Raw genomic sequence first — 15,043 nt, forward strand, 5'->3', positions numbered from 1 at the left:
TGGCGATTCGATCCGGGATGACGGTCGCCACCGCCAACCCCGCGCTCTACGAGGTAGTCGCCGAGTTCTCCGGCTAGACGAGTCAGCGCGTCATCGCAAATGGCGTTCGCGCTCTTCGACCGCATCCTTGGCAGCACGGAGACTGCTGCCCGTCATATCGCGATGGAGCTTGATGGCGTGGATCTTCTTACCCTGCCGAATCAGTTCGTCGATTTCGTCATAGGGTGTCGCCGAATCTTGGCTCGGGAGACCGAGGTGCTCGATGATCATGTCGAGCTTGCGCTCGAGTCGATCGATTCGGCGCTCGAGCCTGTTGTTGTCGAACATCTCTCGAACTTACCGATTTCGACGCTCTTCGCTCGTGCTTCGTAGGGCATCCGTGACGAGGCGGAGCAGGCGGTCGGGTTGGTCTGGATCGGTGCCGTGACGCGCTGCCAGGGCAATGCCCGCGACCAGTTGGATCACATCGTCGATGTCGACATCCGCACGGATGCCACTCTGCTGCGCCCTGGTGAGTAGACCGGCACCCGCTTGGTGGATGGCCTGCTGGCAGTCGAAGCCCAGGTCGACCGGTCCGGCAAGGACAGCACCGCCGAGCCCGTGGTCGGTCCGGGCGTGCACGAGTAGGGCGCGCAGCCATTCGGTGAGTGCGGCGCTCGGCTCGCTCGACTGCAGTTCTTCGGCTCGGCCGCAGAGTGTTTCGATCCGCTCCCTCAGCACGGCGGCCTGCAGTGTCTGCCGGTTGGGGAAGTGTCGGTAGAGAGTGCCGGGGCCGACGCCCGCGCGGCGGGCGATGTCATTGAGCGAGGCCTCCGGTCCTTCCTGTGCGAATGCCGCCGTCGCCGCTTCGAGTACGCGTTCGTAGTTCCGCTGAGCATCGACCCGCATGCGCATCCCTTGTTAACCGGAGAAGTTCTCCGCTATCGTACCGCCAGGGAAGCGGAGAACTTCTCCGGTTAAGTGTTGGGAGCGCGATGATGGTGGAGCACGAACTCGGCGGCGTCGGCATCTGGACCTTCGCATTCGATGGACAACCGGTCGCTCGGGTGCGCGATGCCGCCGCCGAGATCGAGGAATTGGGTTACCGCGCATTGTGGTTCGGCGAAGCGTTCGGACGCGATTCGGTCGGGCAGGCATGGCTATTGCTCGGGGCGACCGAGCGGCTGGTGGTCGCCGCGGGCATTGCCAATGTGGCACTGCGGGATCCGATGGCGATGGCCACCGCCGAGCGCGCGCTCGGCGAGGCCTTCCCCGGTCGCTATCTGCTCGGACTCGGCGGTCAGCGGGTCGGTGGTCGGTCCGTCGAGGCCGGTGGCTACACGATTCCATCCGGCGGCAAACCGCTGGCGCTGATGCGTGGCTATCTCGATGCGATGGATGCTGTACCGCAGTACGGGCCGCGACCTGACCCGGCCCCGCGTCGAGTCCTCGCCGCGCTCGGGCCCAGGATGTTGGCATTGGCCGCCGAGCGGACATGGGGTGCGCATCCCTATCACGCGCCGGTCGAGCACACCGCCGAGGCACGGCGGATCATGGGATCGGCCGCATTTCTCGGTGTCGAGCAGGTCATCGTGCTCGATGCCGATCGGACGCGCGCCCGCGAGGTGGCCAGGGCCCATATCGGGGGCTATCTCGAATCCGCGCCACATCAGGTGGCCAATCTGCGCCGCTTCGGATTCGATGACGAAGACATCGTCGGCGGTCCGAGTTCGCGGCTGGTGGATTCGGTTGTGGCGTATGGGGATATCGAGGTGATCGGCGACCGCGTCCGGCAACACTTTGACGCGGGGGCCGATCACGTGTGTCTGCAGGTGCTCACGGCCGACCCGATGGCGCTGCCGCTGCCGCAATGGCGTGAGCTGGCCGCGCTGGCACGGGATTCAGCCGCTAGCCGGTGACTTGTCGTGGGGCAACCGCACCCGCGTAGCGGCTGCAGATCAGGACGGCGATGAGGGGGACCGCCATCGCGGTGGTGAGCGGGACGAGGGCGGTCAGCCAGCCGATGATGGAGGGTCCGGCGAGCAGACCGAAGTAACCGAGGCTGAACACTCGCGACATATCGGTGGCGGCCGTTGTCGAGCCGAGATTGCCTGCGGCGGTGAAGATTTGCGGTATGCCGCCGGAGAGACCGAGGCCGCACATCGCCCAGCCGAGCAGCGTCAGCGGCACCCAACCCGACGCCATGATCAGGACCAATCCGAATGCGGCGATCAAGGCGCCGTAGCGTACGACGGCGACCCGGCCGAACGCGCCCGCGACGCGATCGGCGGCGAATCGGCCCGCGGTCATCGTGCAGGAGAACGCACCGAAGGCCAATGCGGCGGTGGCATCATCGACATCGAGGTGGTCGCGGACCTGCAGGGCGCTCCAATCGGCGGCGACGCCCTCGGTGAGCAGTAGCGCGAAGGCGATCGCGGCCAGCGCCAGGACTTTTCGGGAACGGTTCGGTGTGGTTGTCGACCGCGCTGTCACGGCATCCGATGCGGTTGCGGCTCCCGGGTTTTGTGGAACGCGGCCCATGCTCTCCGGAGTGTGGTCGTGCGGGCCGCTCTCGGCACGATCGTCCGAATTCCGTTCTCGCGCCACAGATCCGGTGTCCGGCAGCAGACGCGGCACCAGCACGGCGGTAATCGCCAACCCCGCCACCGCCGCGAGGGACAAGCTCAAGCGCACATCCCATCCCGCGCCCTGAGCGGCCGCGCCCAGTAACGAACCGAGGAATCCACCACCGGAGAACAATGCGTGGAACGCCGACATGATCGGTCGCTGATAAGCCCGCTCGACATGCACCGCTTGGGTATTCATCGAAACATCGAGCGCACCATTGCCGAAACCGAAGCAGGCCAACGCGATTGCCAGGCCGACAGGCCCGGTCGCGAGTCCGGGTCCGAGCACGGATATCGAGGTGATCGCCGCGGCGGCCGCGACCACGGTCCGGCTGCCGAGTCGGTCGGCGAGCGGGCCCGCGATGCGCATACCGACAATGCCCGCACCCGCGAGCATGAGAATGAACATGCCGAGCGTGGAATGCGCGATCCCGGTCCGGTCGGTGATGGCCGGGATGTGCACCACCCACATGGCCAGCAGGAAACCGTTCAACGCGAACACCACGAATACCGCGGCGCGTGCTATCCGGATATGCGGATCGATCGTCGTGGTCGACACCGATTCGACGGTACCGCGTCGAGGGCGATCGCGTGGCCGCGCGGGGAGCCGGTCCGGGACATCATCGGCCGTAGGGTCCGGCTCCGCGGATCTCGCCATTGAGATCAACGTCCGCGCGGTGGTCCTGCTACGTTCAACAACTTACTCGCTCGAGATGTTCCAAATTCCGGCGGCTGCCGTCTCGTCGGCGTAATCGCGGAAATCTTTGGGTTCCCGGCCAAGCGCACGCTGGACGCCGTCCGCGGTCTTGGAGTTCCTGCCGTCCAGGACCGTGCCGAACAGGTAGTCGAGCAGGCTGACGACGTCGGCGGGCACCTGGTACTCGGTCAGTGCCGCAACGAAATCCGTGCGTGAGACCGGAATGAACGCGACCTCGCGTCCCGTTACCGCGGCGATCTCCGCGACGGCCTCGGCGAAGGTCAACGACCTCGGCCCGGTCAGTTCGTAGAGCTCGCCGCTGTGCCCGTCCTCGGTCAACGCGACGACGGCGACATCGGCGATATCGTCGGCATGCACGAACGGTTCCGGTACGTCGCCATTGGGCAGTGCCACCTCACCGGCGAGCACATGCTCCAGGAATGCGCCTTCGCTGAAGTTCTGGGCGAAGAAGCTGCAGCGCACGATGGTCCAGTCGAGGCCCGAGCCCTGCACGATCTGCTCACACGCCACCGCCTCCGGTTCGCCGCGACCGGACAGCAGGACGAGCTTGCGCACACCATTGACCTTGGCCGCATTGGTGAACGCGCGAATGGTCTCGGGCGCACCCGGCACCGCCAGATCCGGTTGGAAGGCGATGTACACCGCGTCCACGCCGAACAGCGCCGGTGTCCACGTGCTGCGATCGGCCCAGTCGAAGGGGATCTCGGCGGCGCGGGAACCGATCCGCACCGGATGTCCGGCCTGCCGGAGCCGGGTCGCGACGCGACTGCCGGTCTTGCCCGTACCTCCGGTGACGAGAATGAGGCGCTGGTGGGGGGTGCTGTTTGTCATGTTTCCAGTACATCGGCGCGGCCCGCGACGAAACATAGTTCAGCGACTCGGGATCATGCGTCAGCGTCTACTGTTTGTGGGGTGGATGCGCTCGCCAGTCTGCTCGAAGGTCCACGCGCCCGAGGCGCGTTCGTGATGTGTTCACTGCTCGATCCGCCGTGGTCGCTGCGCATCCAGGACCGGGCGCCGCTGACGGTGGTGTCGATGATCCGCGGCACGGCCTGGATCATGGCCGATGCGGCGGGCAGTAAGCCACGGCAACTGAACGCGGGCGATATCGCGATCTTCCGCGGACCCGATCCATATACGGTCGCCGACGATCCGGCCACCGCACCGCAGATCTTCATCGATCCGGGCAATGTCACCAAGACCGCCGACGGTGAAATCCTCTGCGAGACATTGAGTCTCGGCGTGCGTCAATGGGGGACCGACGCGAACGGCGCAACCCTGATGGTTACCGGCACCTATGAGTCCGCGGGCGCGGCGAGTCAGCGGCTGTTGCGCGCCCTGCCGCCCGTGATCGTCTTGCAGCGCGGCGATTTCGACACCCGGCTGCTCGACATCCTGGTCGACGAGGCCACCAAGGACGAGCCCGCACAGGGCGTGGTCCTGGACCGGCTGCTCGATATGGTGCTGATCGCGGCCCTGCGCGCCTGGTTCGCCCGCAATGACGCGCCCGCCTGGTATCACGCCTACAGCGATCCGCTGGTCGGCAAGGCGCTTCGGCTGCTGCAGCACAATCCGGCGCACGGCTGGACGGTCGCCAGCTTGGCGGAGGCGGTCGGGGTTTCACGGGCGGCGCTGGCCCGCCGGTTCACCGATCTGGTCGGTGAGCCGCCGATGGCATTCCTCACCGAATGGCGGCTGGCTCTGGCCGCCGATCTGCTGCAGGAATCCGATGCCACCATCGAATCCATAGCCCGCCAGGTCGGCTACGGCAGCGCGTTCGCACTGAGCACGGCATTCAAACGCCACTTCGGCGTGAGTCCCCGCGACCACCGGCAGGGCAGCACTCCGGCTGAGCTATCGTCGGCCGGGTGACACAGCAGTATCCGGTCCTCTGGCCGATGCCGACCCGCTGGGCCGATAACGACCACTACGGCCACGTGAACAACGTGACGTACTACTCGTACTTCGACACCGCGGTCAATGCCTGGCTGATGCACGCCACCGGCACGGACATCCGGCAACTGCCCGCCCTCGGCGTGGTCGCCCAAACCTCCTGCCAGTACCACGGCTCCCTGAGCTTCCCCGACCAACTCCAGGTGGGCCTGCGCATCTCCCGCCTCGGCCGCTCCAGCATCACCTACGACCTGGCCATCTTCCGCGAAGCCGATGACGGTCTAGAACTGGCCGCCACCGGCACCTTCGTGCACGTGTACGTGGACAACGAAACCCGCAAACCGGTGGAGATCCCGGAAGTAATCCGCACCGCTGCCACCGCCCTGGTCACAGATTGAGTGTGCCGGGCGATGTCGGCGCCGAAGGCATTGTGGGACACTATTTCCATGGCTGATCAGCGAGTATTGACGGCGGCGGTGCACCAGGAAGAGGACTGGTATGTCGCGCAGTGCCTCGAGGTCGATGTAGCCAGCCAGGGCCAGACGATCGAGGAGGCCCTGACCAATCTCCGTGAAGCCGTCGCTCTCTATCTGGCCGAGGCACCCGAACCCCAACTAACTGCCACTCCATTGGTGACTTCATTCCAGATTCCCGGCACGGCGGCGTGAGCCCGGCGCTGTCGGACCTTCCGGTGCGGAAGGTCTTGCGGGTCTTGGAATCAGTCGGTTTCGAACACACGCGAACGGCAGGCAGTCATGCCGTCTATCGTCGCGCAGACGGCAGGACCGCGGTCGTGCCGCTGCATGGCACGGTCAAGCGCGGCACACTGGCCTCGATTCTGCGGCAGGCGGGGATGACAGCCACTGAATTCCTCAATCTGCTGTAGGCCCGTCACCTGAACTCGGCGACGACCTCGTACAGGGCGCGGTTGACGGTGGCTGGTAGGTGACCAATCCCTCCATCAACTTCGGCCGCCAGCCCGTCTCCTCCTCCACTCAACAGAGCTTCGCGATTCTCGTTGAGTACCAACGTCATCGCGCACCGAAAAGAGAGGAATCCTGGAGATGACCCTGGACGAACTGCTGACGGTTGGGCGGGCAGCAGCCGAGGAAGGCTGCCGACTTCTGCGGACTGCTGAGCCAGGAAAAATAGCGGTCAAAGGCGACCGTGACTTCGTTACTGATCTCGACCTACGCATTCAAGAGACAGTCTGCCAATTTCTCAGCGACCGAACTCCGGACGTGGGATTTATCGGAGAAGAAGCTGGCGAGCGTGAAAAGTCCGACGACGGACAGCCCTATCGCTGGATACTCGACCCCATCGACGGCACATCGAATTTCATCCACGGCATCCCCCTGTGTGCGGTGTCATTAGCCTTGGTGCACAACGACATTCCGGTGATCGGAATCATCAAGGCCCCATTCCTGAATCTGGAATACCACGCGAGTGCGGGGCAGGGCGCCTTCAGCAATGATGTCCGCATAGGAGCAAGTCACACTAGTTCTCTCGAGGATGCGATCGTTTCGATAGGTGACTACGCCGTCGGAGTCGATGCCTCCGAGGAGAATCGGCGGCGATTCGCCGTGACGACTGCGCTCGCGGAACGCGTCGAGCGAGTGCGCATGATCGGATCAGCCGCCTTGGATCTCGCCTGGGTCGCTGATGGGCGCCTCGACGGCTGCGTCATGCTATCCAATAAGCCGTGGGACACAGCGGCCGGAGTGCTCATCGCACGCGAAAGCGGCGCTGTCGTAACCGATTCCAATGGCAGCGAACACAGCCTGACTGCGGCACATACCATTGCAGCCAGTCCAGCCATTGCCCCGCTCCTGCTAGATTTGGTCGCGACCACCCGGTAGCACCTCTCAGGCCCGGTCCTCGGAATGCTCGAAATACCAGCCGCGCATACGCCCGAAACAGTCTCTTGCTGCCAAGGATGCGGTCGAAGAGCGCGAACGGCACCTCCGATGACGCAGACTCGTCTAGGCGGAGAACTCGGCTGATCGCGGTGTGGGATGGCCGGGATGGTGAACGCAGCGGAACCGGCAGCGTGGTTGCGTTGGCACGACAGCACGGTGTACCCGTGGAAATCGTGTGGCCGGACGGATCCGCCAGATATTAGTGAGAAGCTGTGCTTGTCTGTCGAGGTGAGCGCGCGCTAGCTGACCGCGCAAGAACCCCGCGCCGACGCGGACCGGGAACGGTCGAAACACCGACGGCGCGAACATGAACGCTCAGAATGCGAACTATAAAGCCGACACTCGAACGAGTAGAGCACGAAAGCCCTCGGCAGGGCCGAGGGCTTTCGTGTTTACGTACTTACAGTGCCTTGAGTTCTTCGGTGACAGCTCCGACAGACTTCTTGGCGTCGCCGAAGAGCATGGAGGTGTGGTCGGCGTAGAACAGCGGGTTGTCGATACCGGCAAATCCACTGTTCATGGAACGTTTGAGCACGATCACCGACTTGGCCTGGTCGACGTTCAAAACGGGCATGCCGTAGATCGGGGACGAGGAGTCCTCGCGGGCGGCGGGGTTGGTGACGTCGTTGGCGCCGATCACCAAAGCCACGTCGGTGCGGGAGAATTCGCCGTTGATGTCGTCCATTTCCTTGAGCGCATCATAGGAGACCTCGGCCTCGGCCAACAGCACGTTCATGTGGCCTGGCATGCGACCGGCGACCGGGTGGATGGCGTATTTGACCTCGACGCCCTTGGCTTCCAGCAGGGACGCCATTTCCTTGACCGCGTGCTGGGCCTGGGCCACGGCCATACCGTAACCGGGTACCACGATGACCTGATTGGCGTAGGCCATCTGGATCGCGGCGTCTGCGGCCGAGGTGGCCTTGGCCTGCTTCTGCTCCCCACCCGAAGCGCCGGGAGCGGTTCCGCCGCCACCGAATCCACCGGCGACGATCGCGGGGATGGAGCGGTTCATGGCCTTGGCCATCAAATTGGTCAGGATGGTGCCGGACGCGCCGACGATCATGCCCGCAACGATCATCGCGGTGTTGTTCAACGCCAAACCCGCTGCGGCGGCCGATAGACCGGTCAACGCGTTCAGCAGCGAGATGACCACCGGCATGTCGGCGCCGCCGATGGGCAGCACCACCATCAAACCGAGCACACCGGCCAACACGAGTACCGCGATCATCCAGATCTGCGGCACACCATCATTGGTGGCGCCGATGCCGATCACTACCGCGGCAGCGATCGCCCCGAGCAGCAGCAGCAGGTTCAACGGCTGCTGGAGCTTGCCAAGACCGATCGGACGTCCGGGCAGGATTTCCTGCAGTTTGCCGAACGCGATCAAAGATCCCCAGAACGACACCGAACCGATGATCGCCGCGAACAGCGAGCCGATCACGATGTGCACGGTGGGTTCTTCATCGAAATGCGAGAAACCCTGGGAATTGATGAATTCCGACCACGCGATCAACGCGACCGTGCCACCACCGACACCATTGAACGCGGCCACCAACTGCGGCATCGCGGTCATCTTGGTGAACTTGGCGGGCGGCACGCCCAGCGCGACACCGACGACCAGTCCGGCGACGATCAGGATCCAGTTGGAGGTGTGGCGGATCGAAATCAGTGTCGCCACAACAGCGATCACCATGCCCGCGGCGGCGATCAGGTTGCCGCGCACCGCGGTCTTCGGGCCGGTCAAACCCATCAGACCGTAGATGAACATGCCGAAGGCGATGATGTAGAGCCCGTTGACCAGATAGGTCACATTGTCGAAGGTATGCATCATTCACTCGCCTTCACGGGTGCGGCCTTCTTGCCCTTGAACATGCCGAGCATCCGGTCGGTCACCACGAAACCACCGATGACATTCAGGGTTCCGAACACGACCGCGACGAACAGAATGATCTGAGTCAGGATCGAGGGATCCTGCACATTCCCGAGAGTTACCAGCGCACCCAACACGACAATGCCGTGGATCGCGTTGGTACCCGACATCAACGGCGTGTGCAGGGTATTGGGGACCTTGGAGATAACGGCGAACCCGACGAACCCGGACAACACCAGGATCGCGATATTCGCTAGGAGTTCGGTGTACATCAGGCATCCACCTCACGAGTGACACAGGAATCGGCGAGCACCTGATCACCGAAATCAGGCGACAGCTTCCCGTCGACCAACATCAGCTCCAACAGCGCCGCAATATTTTTCGAGTACAACTCCGAGGCATGCTCGGGCATCGTCGCGGGCAGGTTCAACGGCGAGCAGATGGTCACCTCATGCTTGACCACGGTCTCACCGGGTTCGGTCAGCTCGCAGTTGCCGCCGGTCTCACCGGCCAGATCCACGATCACACTGCCGGGCTTCATACCCTCCACCGCCGCCGCGGTCACCAACCGCGGCGCGGGACGACCCGGCACCAACGCGGTGGTGATCACCACGTCGAAACCCTTGATCGCATCCTCCAAAGCCTGCTGCTGCTTGGCCTTCTCCTCATCGGTGAGCTCACGGGCATAACCACCCTCACCCGCGGCATCGATACCGAGATCGAGCCACTGCGCACCCACCGAACGCACCTGATCGGCGACCTCGGGGCGCACGTCGTAGCCGGTGGTCCGCCCACCCAGACGCTTCGCCGTCGCCAAGGCCTGCAAACCCGCGACGCCCACACCGAGCACCAGCACCGTCGCGGGCTTCACCGTGCCGGCCGCCGTGGTCAGCATCGGGAAGAAACGCGTCGACTCCGACGCGGCCAGCAGCACCGCCTTATAACCGGAGACATTGGCCTGCGAGGACAAAGCGTCCATCACCTGGGCGCGCGAGATACGCGGAATCGCCTCCACGGCGAAGGCCTGAACCCCGGCCGCCTTCAGCGCCGGAATCTGGTTCTCGGTATTGCGCGGGGCCAGGAAGCCGATCAGGGTCTGCCCGCTGCTCAGCTTCGCCACCTCGGCGTCACTCGGTGGGGCGACCTTCACGACCACATCGGCCGACCACGGATCGCCGATGGTCGCGCCCGCATCCACATAGGCCGCGTCCGGAATGAGCGCACCGAGTCCGGCGCCAGCTTCGACCACTACCTCGACGCCCTGCTTCAGCAGGCTCGGAATGATCTTGGGCACCAATGCGACACGCCGCTCGCCCGCGTTTGACTCGCGAACGACTCCGACACGCGCTCCGCGAGGCGACTGGTCGCCCGCGCTCTGCGTTGTCTCCACTTGTCAGACTTCCTTCTCTGGCTCAGCTTCAGGCAACCGGTCACGGCTGGACGATGTTACTTCAGAGTAAGTTCGCCCAAATCCTCGCAACTGTACCCGGCTCGCGGTGAGCGTAGCTGAGATGGCGGTCACAAGTTGCGGCCGGATTCCGCCGTTATGTCGGATTCGCGACCATCACCAAGGTTCGAATCCTGGTCGATGCGGTGCAATACCCCCGCATAGTGATGTGCGTCATGCCCGAGTATTTTCCCGGTGACTGGTACGCCGTAGGGTCGGCGGTGTGAACGACTGCGTCTTCTGCCGCATCGCGGCGGGACAGGCCCCGGCGACAAAAGTCTACGAGGACGACACGCTGTGCGCATTCCTGGACATTCGCCCGATCGCCCGCGGCCACACCCTGGTCATCCCGAAGCGACACGCAGCCGAATTGCAGGATCTGGATGCCGAATCGGGTGCGCATATCTTCCGCGCCGGACACCGGCTCGCGCTGGCGATCAGACGCAGCGATCTGGCCGCGGACGGCGCGAATCTCGTCCTCAATGACGGCACCGCCGCCTTCCAGACCGTCCCGCACGTCCACCTGCACGTGATCCCGCGCCGACACGGCGACAAACTGAGCTTCGCCGCCGGACTGTTGCTGCGGCGCCCGCACGATCCCGAGTCCACCGCGGCCGCCATCCGCGCCGGAATATCGGCATTGGCACATGACGACAAGACCAGCGCCGAGGAGCAGGAATGACCGACTCGACCCAGGACCGGACGGAGCTGACCGGCCTACTGTCCGAGCAATGGGAGACGATCGCGACTCTGGTCGCCGATCTCGACGAAGAGCGTTGGCGCACACCGTCTCCGCTGCCGGGCTGGTCGCTGTTCGATGTGGTCGCACACGTCGTCGGGACGGAGTCCTGGCTGCTCGGCGAGCGTCCGCCCGCGCACGATCCGATCCGGCCCAAAACCGATGTGACCACGCTGCCGCATGTGCGCAATGAAACCGGTGTGCTCAACGAGATCTGGGTCGACCGGCTGCGGCCGCTTTCGGGTAAGCGACTGCTCGAGCTGTACCGCGATGTCACCGACCGCAGGCGCGCGGCGCTCGCATCCTTCGGAGATGCGGAATGGCAGGCCGAGACCGTTTCGCCGATCGGCAAGGTCAGCTATGCCCGGTTCATGCGGGTGCGGCTGTTCGACTGCTGGATGCACGAACTCGATATCGCCGATGCGCTCGGCATTTCCGTCGATGAGGGCGGTCCGCGCGCCGAGCGGGCCTTCGGCGAACTCACCGCCACGATCGGGCGAGCAGTGGCCAAGGGGGCGCAGGCGCCGGACGGATCGCGCATCACCTTCGAGCTGACCGGTCCGTTGCCGCAGACGCTGCACGTCGCGGTGGACGGTCGCGCCAATATCGTGGCGGAGCTGGACGCACCCGCGACCGTGCTGGTTCGGATGGGTTCGGGCCTGTTCGCCCGGCTGCGCGGCGGACGCACCACCGCGGATGCGCACGAAGGCGAATTCACCATCTCCGGCGACGCCGAACTCGGTAACCGACTGGTGCGCAGCCTGGCCTTCACCATCTGAGCCGCGGTGCGACTCTTCCTGTCCAGCTACCGATTCGGCGCACACTACGACCGGCTCGCCGCGCTCGTCGGCGCGCCGGGCCGAGTCGCGGTGATTCCCAACGCGTGTGACGCCTGGCCCGCGGCCTGGGCGGGTGCGGTCAGCAGTGATGTGACCCCGCTGCGCAAGCTCGGCTACTCCCCCGACGTGCTGGATCTGCGCGAATTCGTCGGGCGCGCAACCGAACTGGAAGCCACCCTGACCGAATACCCTCTGGTGTGGGTGCGGGGCGGCAATACTTTCGTCTTGCGGGCCCAATTCGCCCGCAGCGGAGCCGATTTCGTCCTGCCGAAGCTGCTCGCCGCCGACGCGCTTGTTTACGCCGGGTACAGCGCGGGCGCCTGCCTGCTGACCCCGGATCTGCACGGTCTGGAATCCACCGACGACCCGGCCGAGGTCGAACCGGCGTGCGGTATCGAACCGCTATGGGACGGACTGGGGCTGGTCGACCACCGCATCGTCCCGCATCTGGATTCCGCGACCGATCCGGACGGCGAGTCCGCGCTACTCGCCGCTCGCTACCGGGCCGAGGGCATCGCGCACTGGGCGCTCACCGACGACGATGTCGTCGTGGTCGACGGCGACGAGCTCGAGATCCTGCGATAGGCCGCGGAACACCACCCAGCGCATCGCGCTGTACATATAGACCGCCTCACACACCCCGGCCAGCAGCCGCGACAGGTGATATTCCAACCCCAGTGCGGCCAGTCCGCTGCCGACGCCGAGTATGAAGGCCAGGTAGTTGATCACGACGACCAGCACGTAGACCACGGCCTGTCTGCCGACCGGCGCGTGCGAGTGGAAGTTGAAGGTGCGATTGAGCACGAAAGCGAGCCCGAACGCGCAGATATAGGCCACGGTGACCGACAGCCATACCGGCAGTCCCAACCAGCCGTGCAGCACCGTGAGCAGCGCCAGATCGATACCGAAGGTGCAGCCGTTGATCAGCGCGAAACCTAGAAACGTCGGGGCGACAAGGCGATTCAGCCCCGAGGGCAGCCGCCCGACGACGGCCTCGCACCAGCGGGAGAAGCCCGCCACCAGGGACTCGGTGCTCGTCACGCCGCCAGCTTGCCAGCGGCAGGTGTCCACCAGGTGATCGTCCAGGAAACAAGACCGGGGTGGAAGCCGACCTCGATCAGCCGATCTGGATCAGTGCTGAACGGCGGTCCAGGGCGGACCAGGCGACGAGGCAGCGGCGGCGGGTGACGTCGTCGACATCGTCGAGGAGGGCGTCGAGCAAGAGGCGAGGGTTGCTGTGCCACTGATCGGACAGGGTGGCAATGGCGGTCTTGCCGAACATGCCCGAGCGATCCAGTGCCGTGATCCATTCGGCGATATCCCCCGCGTGGATGCGGCGCAATGAATCCGGATCAATGCCCCCGTCGACGACTTCGTAGGAGAACACGGCAGCGACCAAATCACAGTAATCCGGCGACTCGACCTGCATGAGACCTCCTCGGCGCGCCTGCGCACCTTATGGAATCGGACAGCGCCCCGAACGGGCGCCTTGTCCGAAATTCTTATCGGCTGGCGGCGCCGGCACCACTGGACCGGCCCACATCCCGCCGGGCTCGGTGTTGTAGCAAACCTCCAGGGAGAACCGGACGCGCGGCTGTTACAGTCGGGCGCTCACCCTGGCCCGCACCCGGCGTATAGCGTGAGCCATGTGGACCTGCATGACCTGATCTCCCGCTTGCCCGATGGCGCGGTACTCACCGATTCCGACCTGTTGGCGGGCTATCGGCAGGACTGGGCGCGCGATCCGAGCGCTGGCACACCACTGGCCGTGGTCCGCGCGACCGGCACCGATGATGTCGCGGCGACGTTGCGGTGGGCGCACGAACACAAGGTCCCGGTGGTGCCGCGCGGCGCCGGATCCGGACTGTCCGGGGGCGCGACGGCCGTCGACGGCGGCATCGTGCTCAGCACCGAACGCATGCGCGCGATCACCGTCGACCCGGTCACCCGCACCGCGGTGGTCCAGCCGGGCCTGCTCAATGCCGAGGTCAAACGCACGGTCGCCGAGCACGGCCTGTGGTATCCGCCGGACCCGTCCTCGTTCGAAATTTGCTCGATCGGCGGCAACGCGGCCACCAATGCGGGCGGCCTGTGCTGTGTGAAATACGGCGTTACCACCGATTATGTGCTGGGCATGGAGGTCGTGCTCGCCGATGGCACAGTGGTGCGACTCGGCGGGCCACGGCTGAAGGATTCGGCGGGTCTGTCGCTGACCAAGATGTTCGTCGGCAGCGAGGGCACGCTCGGGGTGATCACCGAACTCACCCTGCGGCTGCTGCCAGCACAACCGCCGCAGTCCACCGTGGTCGCGACCTTCCCGACACTGACCGCCGCCACCGACGCCATCCTCGGCATCACCGGCACCCTGCGGCCCGCCATGCTCGAGTTCATGGATGCCGTCGCGATCAATGCGGTCGAGGACGAGATGCGGATGGGCCTGGATCGCGAGGCCGCCGCGCTGCTGGTCGCCCGTTCGGACGCACCGGGCGAATTCGCCAGGCACGAAGCCGAAATCATGGTCGGCATCTGCGAAAAGGCCGGTGCCACCGAGGTTTTCCACACCGAGGATCCCGAGGAAGGCGAAGCCTTCACCGCCGCACGGCGTTTCGCCATTCCGGCGGTGGAGAAGATCGGGCCGCTGCTGCTCGAGGATGTCGGTGTTCCGCTGCCGCGGCTCGCCGATCTGGTCAACGGTATAGCCGCCATCGGGGCGCGCAATGACGTGCTGGTTTCGGTGATCGCGCACGCCGGGGACGGCAATACGCACCCGCTCATCGTGCACGATCCGACCGATGCGGCGATGACCGAACGCGCGCACCGCGCCTTCGGCGAGATCATGGACCTGGCCATCGAGCTCGGCGGCACCATTACCGGCGAACACGGCGTGGGCCGGTTGAAGAAGGCATGGCTGCCCGATCAACTCGGCCCCGATGTGATGGCACTCACTCATCGGATCAAGGATGCGCTCGACCCGCATGGCATTCTCAACCCAGGCGCGATTCTGTAAAC

19 protein-coding genes are annotated in these 15,043 nt (G+C 65.1%); 10 read left to right on the top strand and 9 right to left on the bottom strand.

Features of this window, described 5'->3' with window-relative positions:
• Window positions 1–90: 90 nt before the first annotated feature.
• Together ACQP1T_RS33605 and ACQP1T_RS33610 are read right to left on the bottom strand one after the other, a co-directional pair.
• Window positions 91–327 (bottom strand): hypothetical protein, encoded by a 237-nt coding sequence (locus ACQP1T_RS33605; protein WP_433757028.1) that lies wholly within the window; start codon window positions 325–327, stop codon window positions 91–93.
• A gap of 9 nt (window positions 328–336) precedes the next feature.
• Window positions 337–888, bottom strand: coding sequence for a TetR/AcrR family transcriptional regulator (locus tag ACQP1T_RS33610; protein WP_433757029.1), 552 nt, complete (start codon window positions 886–888; stop codon window positions 337–339).
• A gap of 86 nt (window positions 889–974) precedes the next feature.
• Here ACQP1T_RS33610 and ACQP1T_RS33615 point away from each other — a divergent pair, with 86 nt between their 5' ends.
• Entirely contained in the window at window positions 975–1,898 is a 924-nt protein-coding gene (locus ACQP1T_RS33615) for a TIGR03620 family F420-dependent LLM class oxidoreductase (RefSeq protein WP_433757030.1), read from the top strand.
• Here ACQP1T_RS33615 and ACQP1T_RS33620 read toward each other — a convergent pair.
• Both ACQP1T_RS33620 and ACQP1T_RS33625 read right to left on the bottom strand, forming a co-directional pair.
• Window positions 1,888–3,165 carry an MFS transporter gene (locus ACQP1T_RS33620; RefSeq protein ID WP_433757031.1) on the bottom strand — a complete coding sequence of 426 codons (1,278 nt, stop codon included), beginning with the start codon at window positions 3,163–3,165 and terminating at the stop codon, window positions 1,888–1,890. The genes ACQP1T_RS33615 and ACQP1T_RS33620 overlap by 11 nt on opposite strands.
• A 141-nt stretch (window positions 3,166–3,306) precedes the next feature.
• Window positions 3,307–4,155 (bottom strand): NAD(P)H-binding protein, encoded by an 849-nt coding sequence (locus tag ACQP1T_RS33625; protein WP_433757033.1) that lies wholly within the window; start codon window positions 4,153–4,155, stop codon window positions 3,307–3,309.
• Window positions 4,156–4,236: 81 nt separating this feature from the next.
• Between ACQP1T_RS33625 and ACQP1T_RS33630 the strand changes: the two genes are divergently transcribed.
• The 5 genes from ACQP1T_RS33630 (at window position 4,237) to ACQP1T_RS33650 (ending at window position 7,076) form a co-directional block, all read left to right on the top strand.
• On the top strand, window positions 4,237–5,196 hold the full coding sequence (locus ACQP1T_RS33630; RefSeq protein WP_433757034.1) for an AraC family transcriptional regulator: 960 nt from the start codon (window positions 4,237–4,239) through the stop codon (window positions 5,194–5,196).
• 26 nt (window positions 5,197–5,222) lie between these two features.
• On the top strand, window positions 5,223–5,615 hold the full coding sequence (locus ACQP1T_RS33635; protein WP_433762463.1) for an acyl-CoA thioesterase: 393 nt from the start codon (window positions 5,223–5,225) through the stop codon (window positions 5,613–5,615).
• A gap of 48 nt (window positions 5,616–5,663) precedes the next feature.
• Window positions 5,664–5,885 (top strand): type II toxin-antitoxin system HicB family antitoxin, encoded by a 222-nt coding sequence (locus ACQP1T_RS33640; RefSeq protein ID WP_433757035.1) that lies wholly within the window; start codon window positions 5,664–5,666, stop codon window positions 5,883–5,885.
• Between the two features lie 23 nt (window positions 5,886–5,908).
• Window positions 5,909–6,103, top strand: a complete 195-nt coding sequence (locus ACQP1T_RS33645) for a type II toxin-antitoxin system HicA family toxin (RefSeq protein ID WP_433762465.1) — start codon at window positions 5,909–5,911, stop codon at window positions 6,101–6,103.
• Between the two features lie 178 nt (window positions 6,104–6,281).
• On the top strand, window positions 6,282–7,076 hold the full coding sequence (locus tag ACQP1T_RS33650; RefSeq protein WP_433757036.1) for an inositol monophosphatase family protein: 795 nt from the start codon (window positions 6,282–6,284) through the stop codon (window positions 7,074–7,076).
• 460 nt (window positions 7,077–7,536) lie between these two features.
• Here ACQP1T_RS33650 and ACQP1T_RS33655 read toward each other — a convergent pair whose 3' ends face one another.
• Genes ACQP1T_RS33655 through ACQP1T_RS33665 form a run of 3 tightly spaced genes read right to left on the bottom strand, consistent with a single transcriptional unit; the run spans window position 7,537 to window position 10,399 of the window.
• Entirely contained in the window at window positions 7,537–8,967 is a 1,431-nt protein-coding gene (locus tag ACQP1T_RS33655; protein WP_433762467.1) for an NAD(P)(+) transhydrogenase (Re/Si-specific) subunit beta, read from the bottom strand.
• Complete coding sequence (locus ACQP1T_RS33660; RefSeq protein ID WP_433757037.1) at window positions 8,967–9,281, bottom strand: NAD(P) transhydrogenase subunit alpha; 315 nt, start codon at window positions 9,279–9,281, stop codon at window positions 8,967–8,969. The genes ACQP1T_RS33655 and ACQP1T_RS33660 overlap by 1 nt, the downstream gene beginning before the upstream one ends.
• On the bottom strand, window positions 9,281–10,399 hold the full coding sequence (locus tag ACQP1T_RS33665; protein ID WP_433757038.1) for a Re/Si-specific NAD(P)(+) transhydrogenase subunit alpha: 1,119 nt from the start codon (window positions 10,397–10,399) through the stop codon (window positions 9,281–9,283). Before ACQP1T_RS33665 ends, ACQP1T_RS33660 begins: the two co-directional genes overlap by 1 nt.
• Window positions 10,400–10,679: 280 nt before the next feature.
• On the opposite strand from ACQP1T_RS33665, the gene ACQP1T_RS33670 reads away from it, so the two are divergent.
• From ACQP1T_RS33670 to ACQP1T_RS33680, 3 genes are read left to right on the top strand one after another with little or no spacing between them, the layout of a single operon-like run.
• The gene (locus ACQP1T_RS33670) at window positions 10,680–11,138 is read left to right on the top strand and encodes an HIT family protein (protein ID WP_433757039.1); all 459 of its coding nucleotides are present in this window, start codon (window positions 10,680–10,682) and stop codon (window positions 11,136–11,138) included.
• Window positions 11,135–11,974 carry a maleylpyruvate isomerase family mycothiol-dependent enzyme gene (locus tag ACQP1T_RS33675; protein WP_433757040.1) on the top strand — a complete coding sequence of 280 codons (840 nt, stop codon included), beginning with the start codon at window positions 11,135–11,137 and terminating at the stop codon, window positions 11,972–11,974. The genes ACQP1T_RS33670 and ACQP1T_RS33675 overlap by 4 nt, the downstream gene beginning before the upstream one ends.
• A 6-nt stretch (window positions 11,975–11,980) precedes the next feature.
• The gene (locus ACQP1T_RS33680; protein WP_433757041.1) at window positions 11,981–12,619 is read left to right on the top strand and encodes a Type 1 glutamine amidotransferase-like domain-containing protein; all 639 of its coding nucleotides are present in this window, start codon (window positions 11,981–11,983) and stop codon (window positions 12,617–12,619) included.
• Here the strand turns inward: ACQP1T_RS33680 and ACQP1T_RS33685 are convergent.
• Window positions 12,518–13,075 (bottom strand): GtrA family protein, encoded by a 558-nt coding sequence (locus ACQP1T_RS33685; protein ID WP_433757042.1) that lies wholly within the window; start codon window positions 13,073–13,075, stop codon window positions 12,518–12,520. The two genes, ACQP1T_RS33680 and ACQP1T_RS33685, sit on opposite strands and share 102 nt — an antisense overlap.
• Before the next feature lie 76 nt (window positions 13,076–13,151).
• Window positions 13,152–13,463 carry a hypothetical protein gene (locus ACQP1T_RS33690; protein ID WP_433757043.1) on the bottom strand — a complete coding sequence of 104 codons (312 nt, stop codon included), beginning with the start codon at window positions 13,461–13,463 and terminating at the stop codon, window positions 13,152–13,154.
• A gap of 219 nt (window positions 13,464–13,682) precedes the next feature.
• On the opposite strand from ACQP1T_RS33690, the gene ACQP1T_RS33695 reads away from it, so the two are divergent.
• A complete protein-coding gene (locus tag ACQP1T_RS33695; protein WP_433757044.1) occupies window positions 13,683–15,041 on the top strand; it encodes an FAD-binding oxidoreductase in 1,359 nt (452 codons plus the stop codon).
• Window positions 15,042–15,043 lie beyond the last annotated feature (2 nt).

It is taken from the genome of Nocardia sp. CA-135398, from assembly GCF_050955845.1.
Lineage (GTDB): Bacteria > Actinomycetota > Actinomycetes > Mycobacteriales > Mycobacteriaceae > Nocardia.

Bases quoted from the DNA above. Each gene is read 5' to 3' on its own strand.
- ACQP1T_RS33605 (WP_433757028.1), bottom strand. From the start codon at position 327: ATGTTCGACAACAACAGGCTCGAGCGCCGAATCGATCGACTCGAGCGC.
- ACQP1T_RS33610 (WP_433757029.1), bottom strand. From the start codon at position 888: ATGCGGGTCGATGCTCAGCGGAACTACGAACGCGTACTCGAAGCGGCG.
- ACQP1T_RS33615 (WP_433757030.1), top strand. From the start codon at position 975: ATGATGGTGGAGCACGAACTCGGCGGCGTCGGCATCTGGACCTTCGCA.
- ACQP1T_RS33625 (WP_433757033.1), bottom strand. From the start codon at position 4,155: ATGACAAACAGCACCCCCCACCAGCGCCTCATTCTCGTCACCGGAGGT.
- ACQP1T_RS33635 (WP_433762463.1), top strand. From the start codon at position 5,223: ATGCCGACCCGCTGGGCCGATAACGACCACTACGGCCACGTGAACAAC.
- ACQP1T_RS33640 (WP_433757035.1), top strand. From the start codon at position 5,664: ATGGCTGATCAGCGAGTATTGACGGCGGCGGTGCACCAGGAAGAGGAC.
- ACQP1T_RS33650 (WP_433757036.1), top strand. From the start codon at position 6,282: ATGACCCTGGACGAACTGCTGACGGTTGGGCGGGCAGCAGCCGAGGAA.
- ACQP1T_RS33655 (WP_433762467.1), bottom strand. From the start codon at position 8,967: ATGCATACCTTCGACAATGTGACCTATCTGGTCAACGGGCTCTACATC.
- ACQP1T_RS33660 (WP_433757037.1), bottom strand. From the start codon at position 9,281: ATGTACACCGAACTCCTAGCGAATATCGCGATCCTGGTGTTGTCCGGG.
- ACQP1T_RS33675 (WP_433757040.1), top strand. From the start codon at position 11,135: ATGACCGACTCGACCCAGGACCGGACGGAGCTGACCGGCCTACTGTCC.
- ACQP1T_RS33690 (WP_433757043.1), bottom strand. From the start codon at position 13,463: ATGCAGGTCGAGTCGCCGGATTACTGTGATTTGGTCGCTGCCGTGTTC.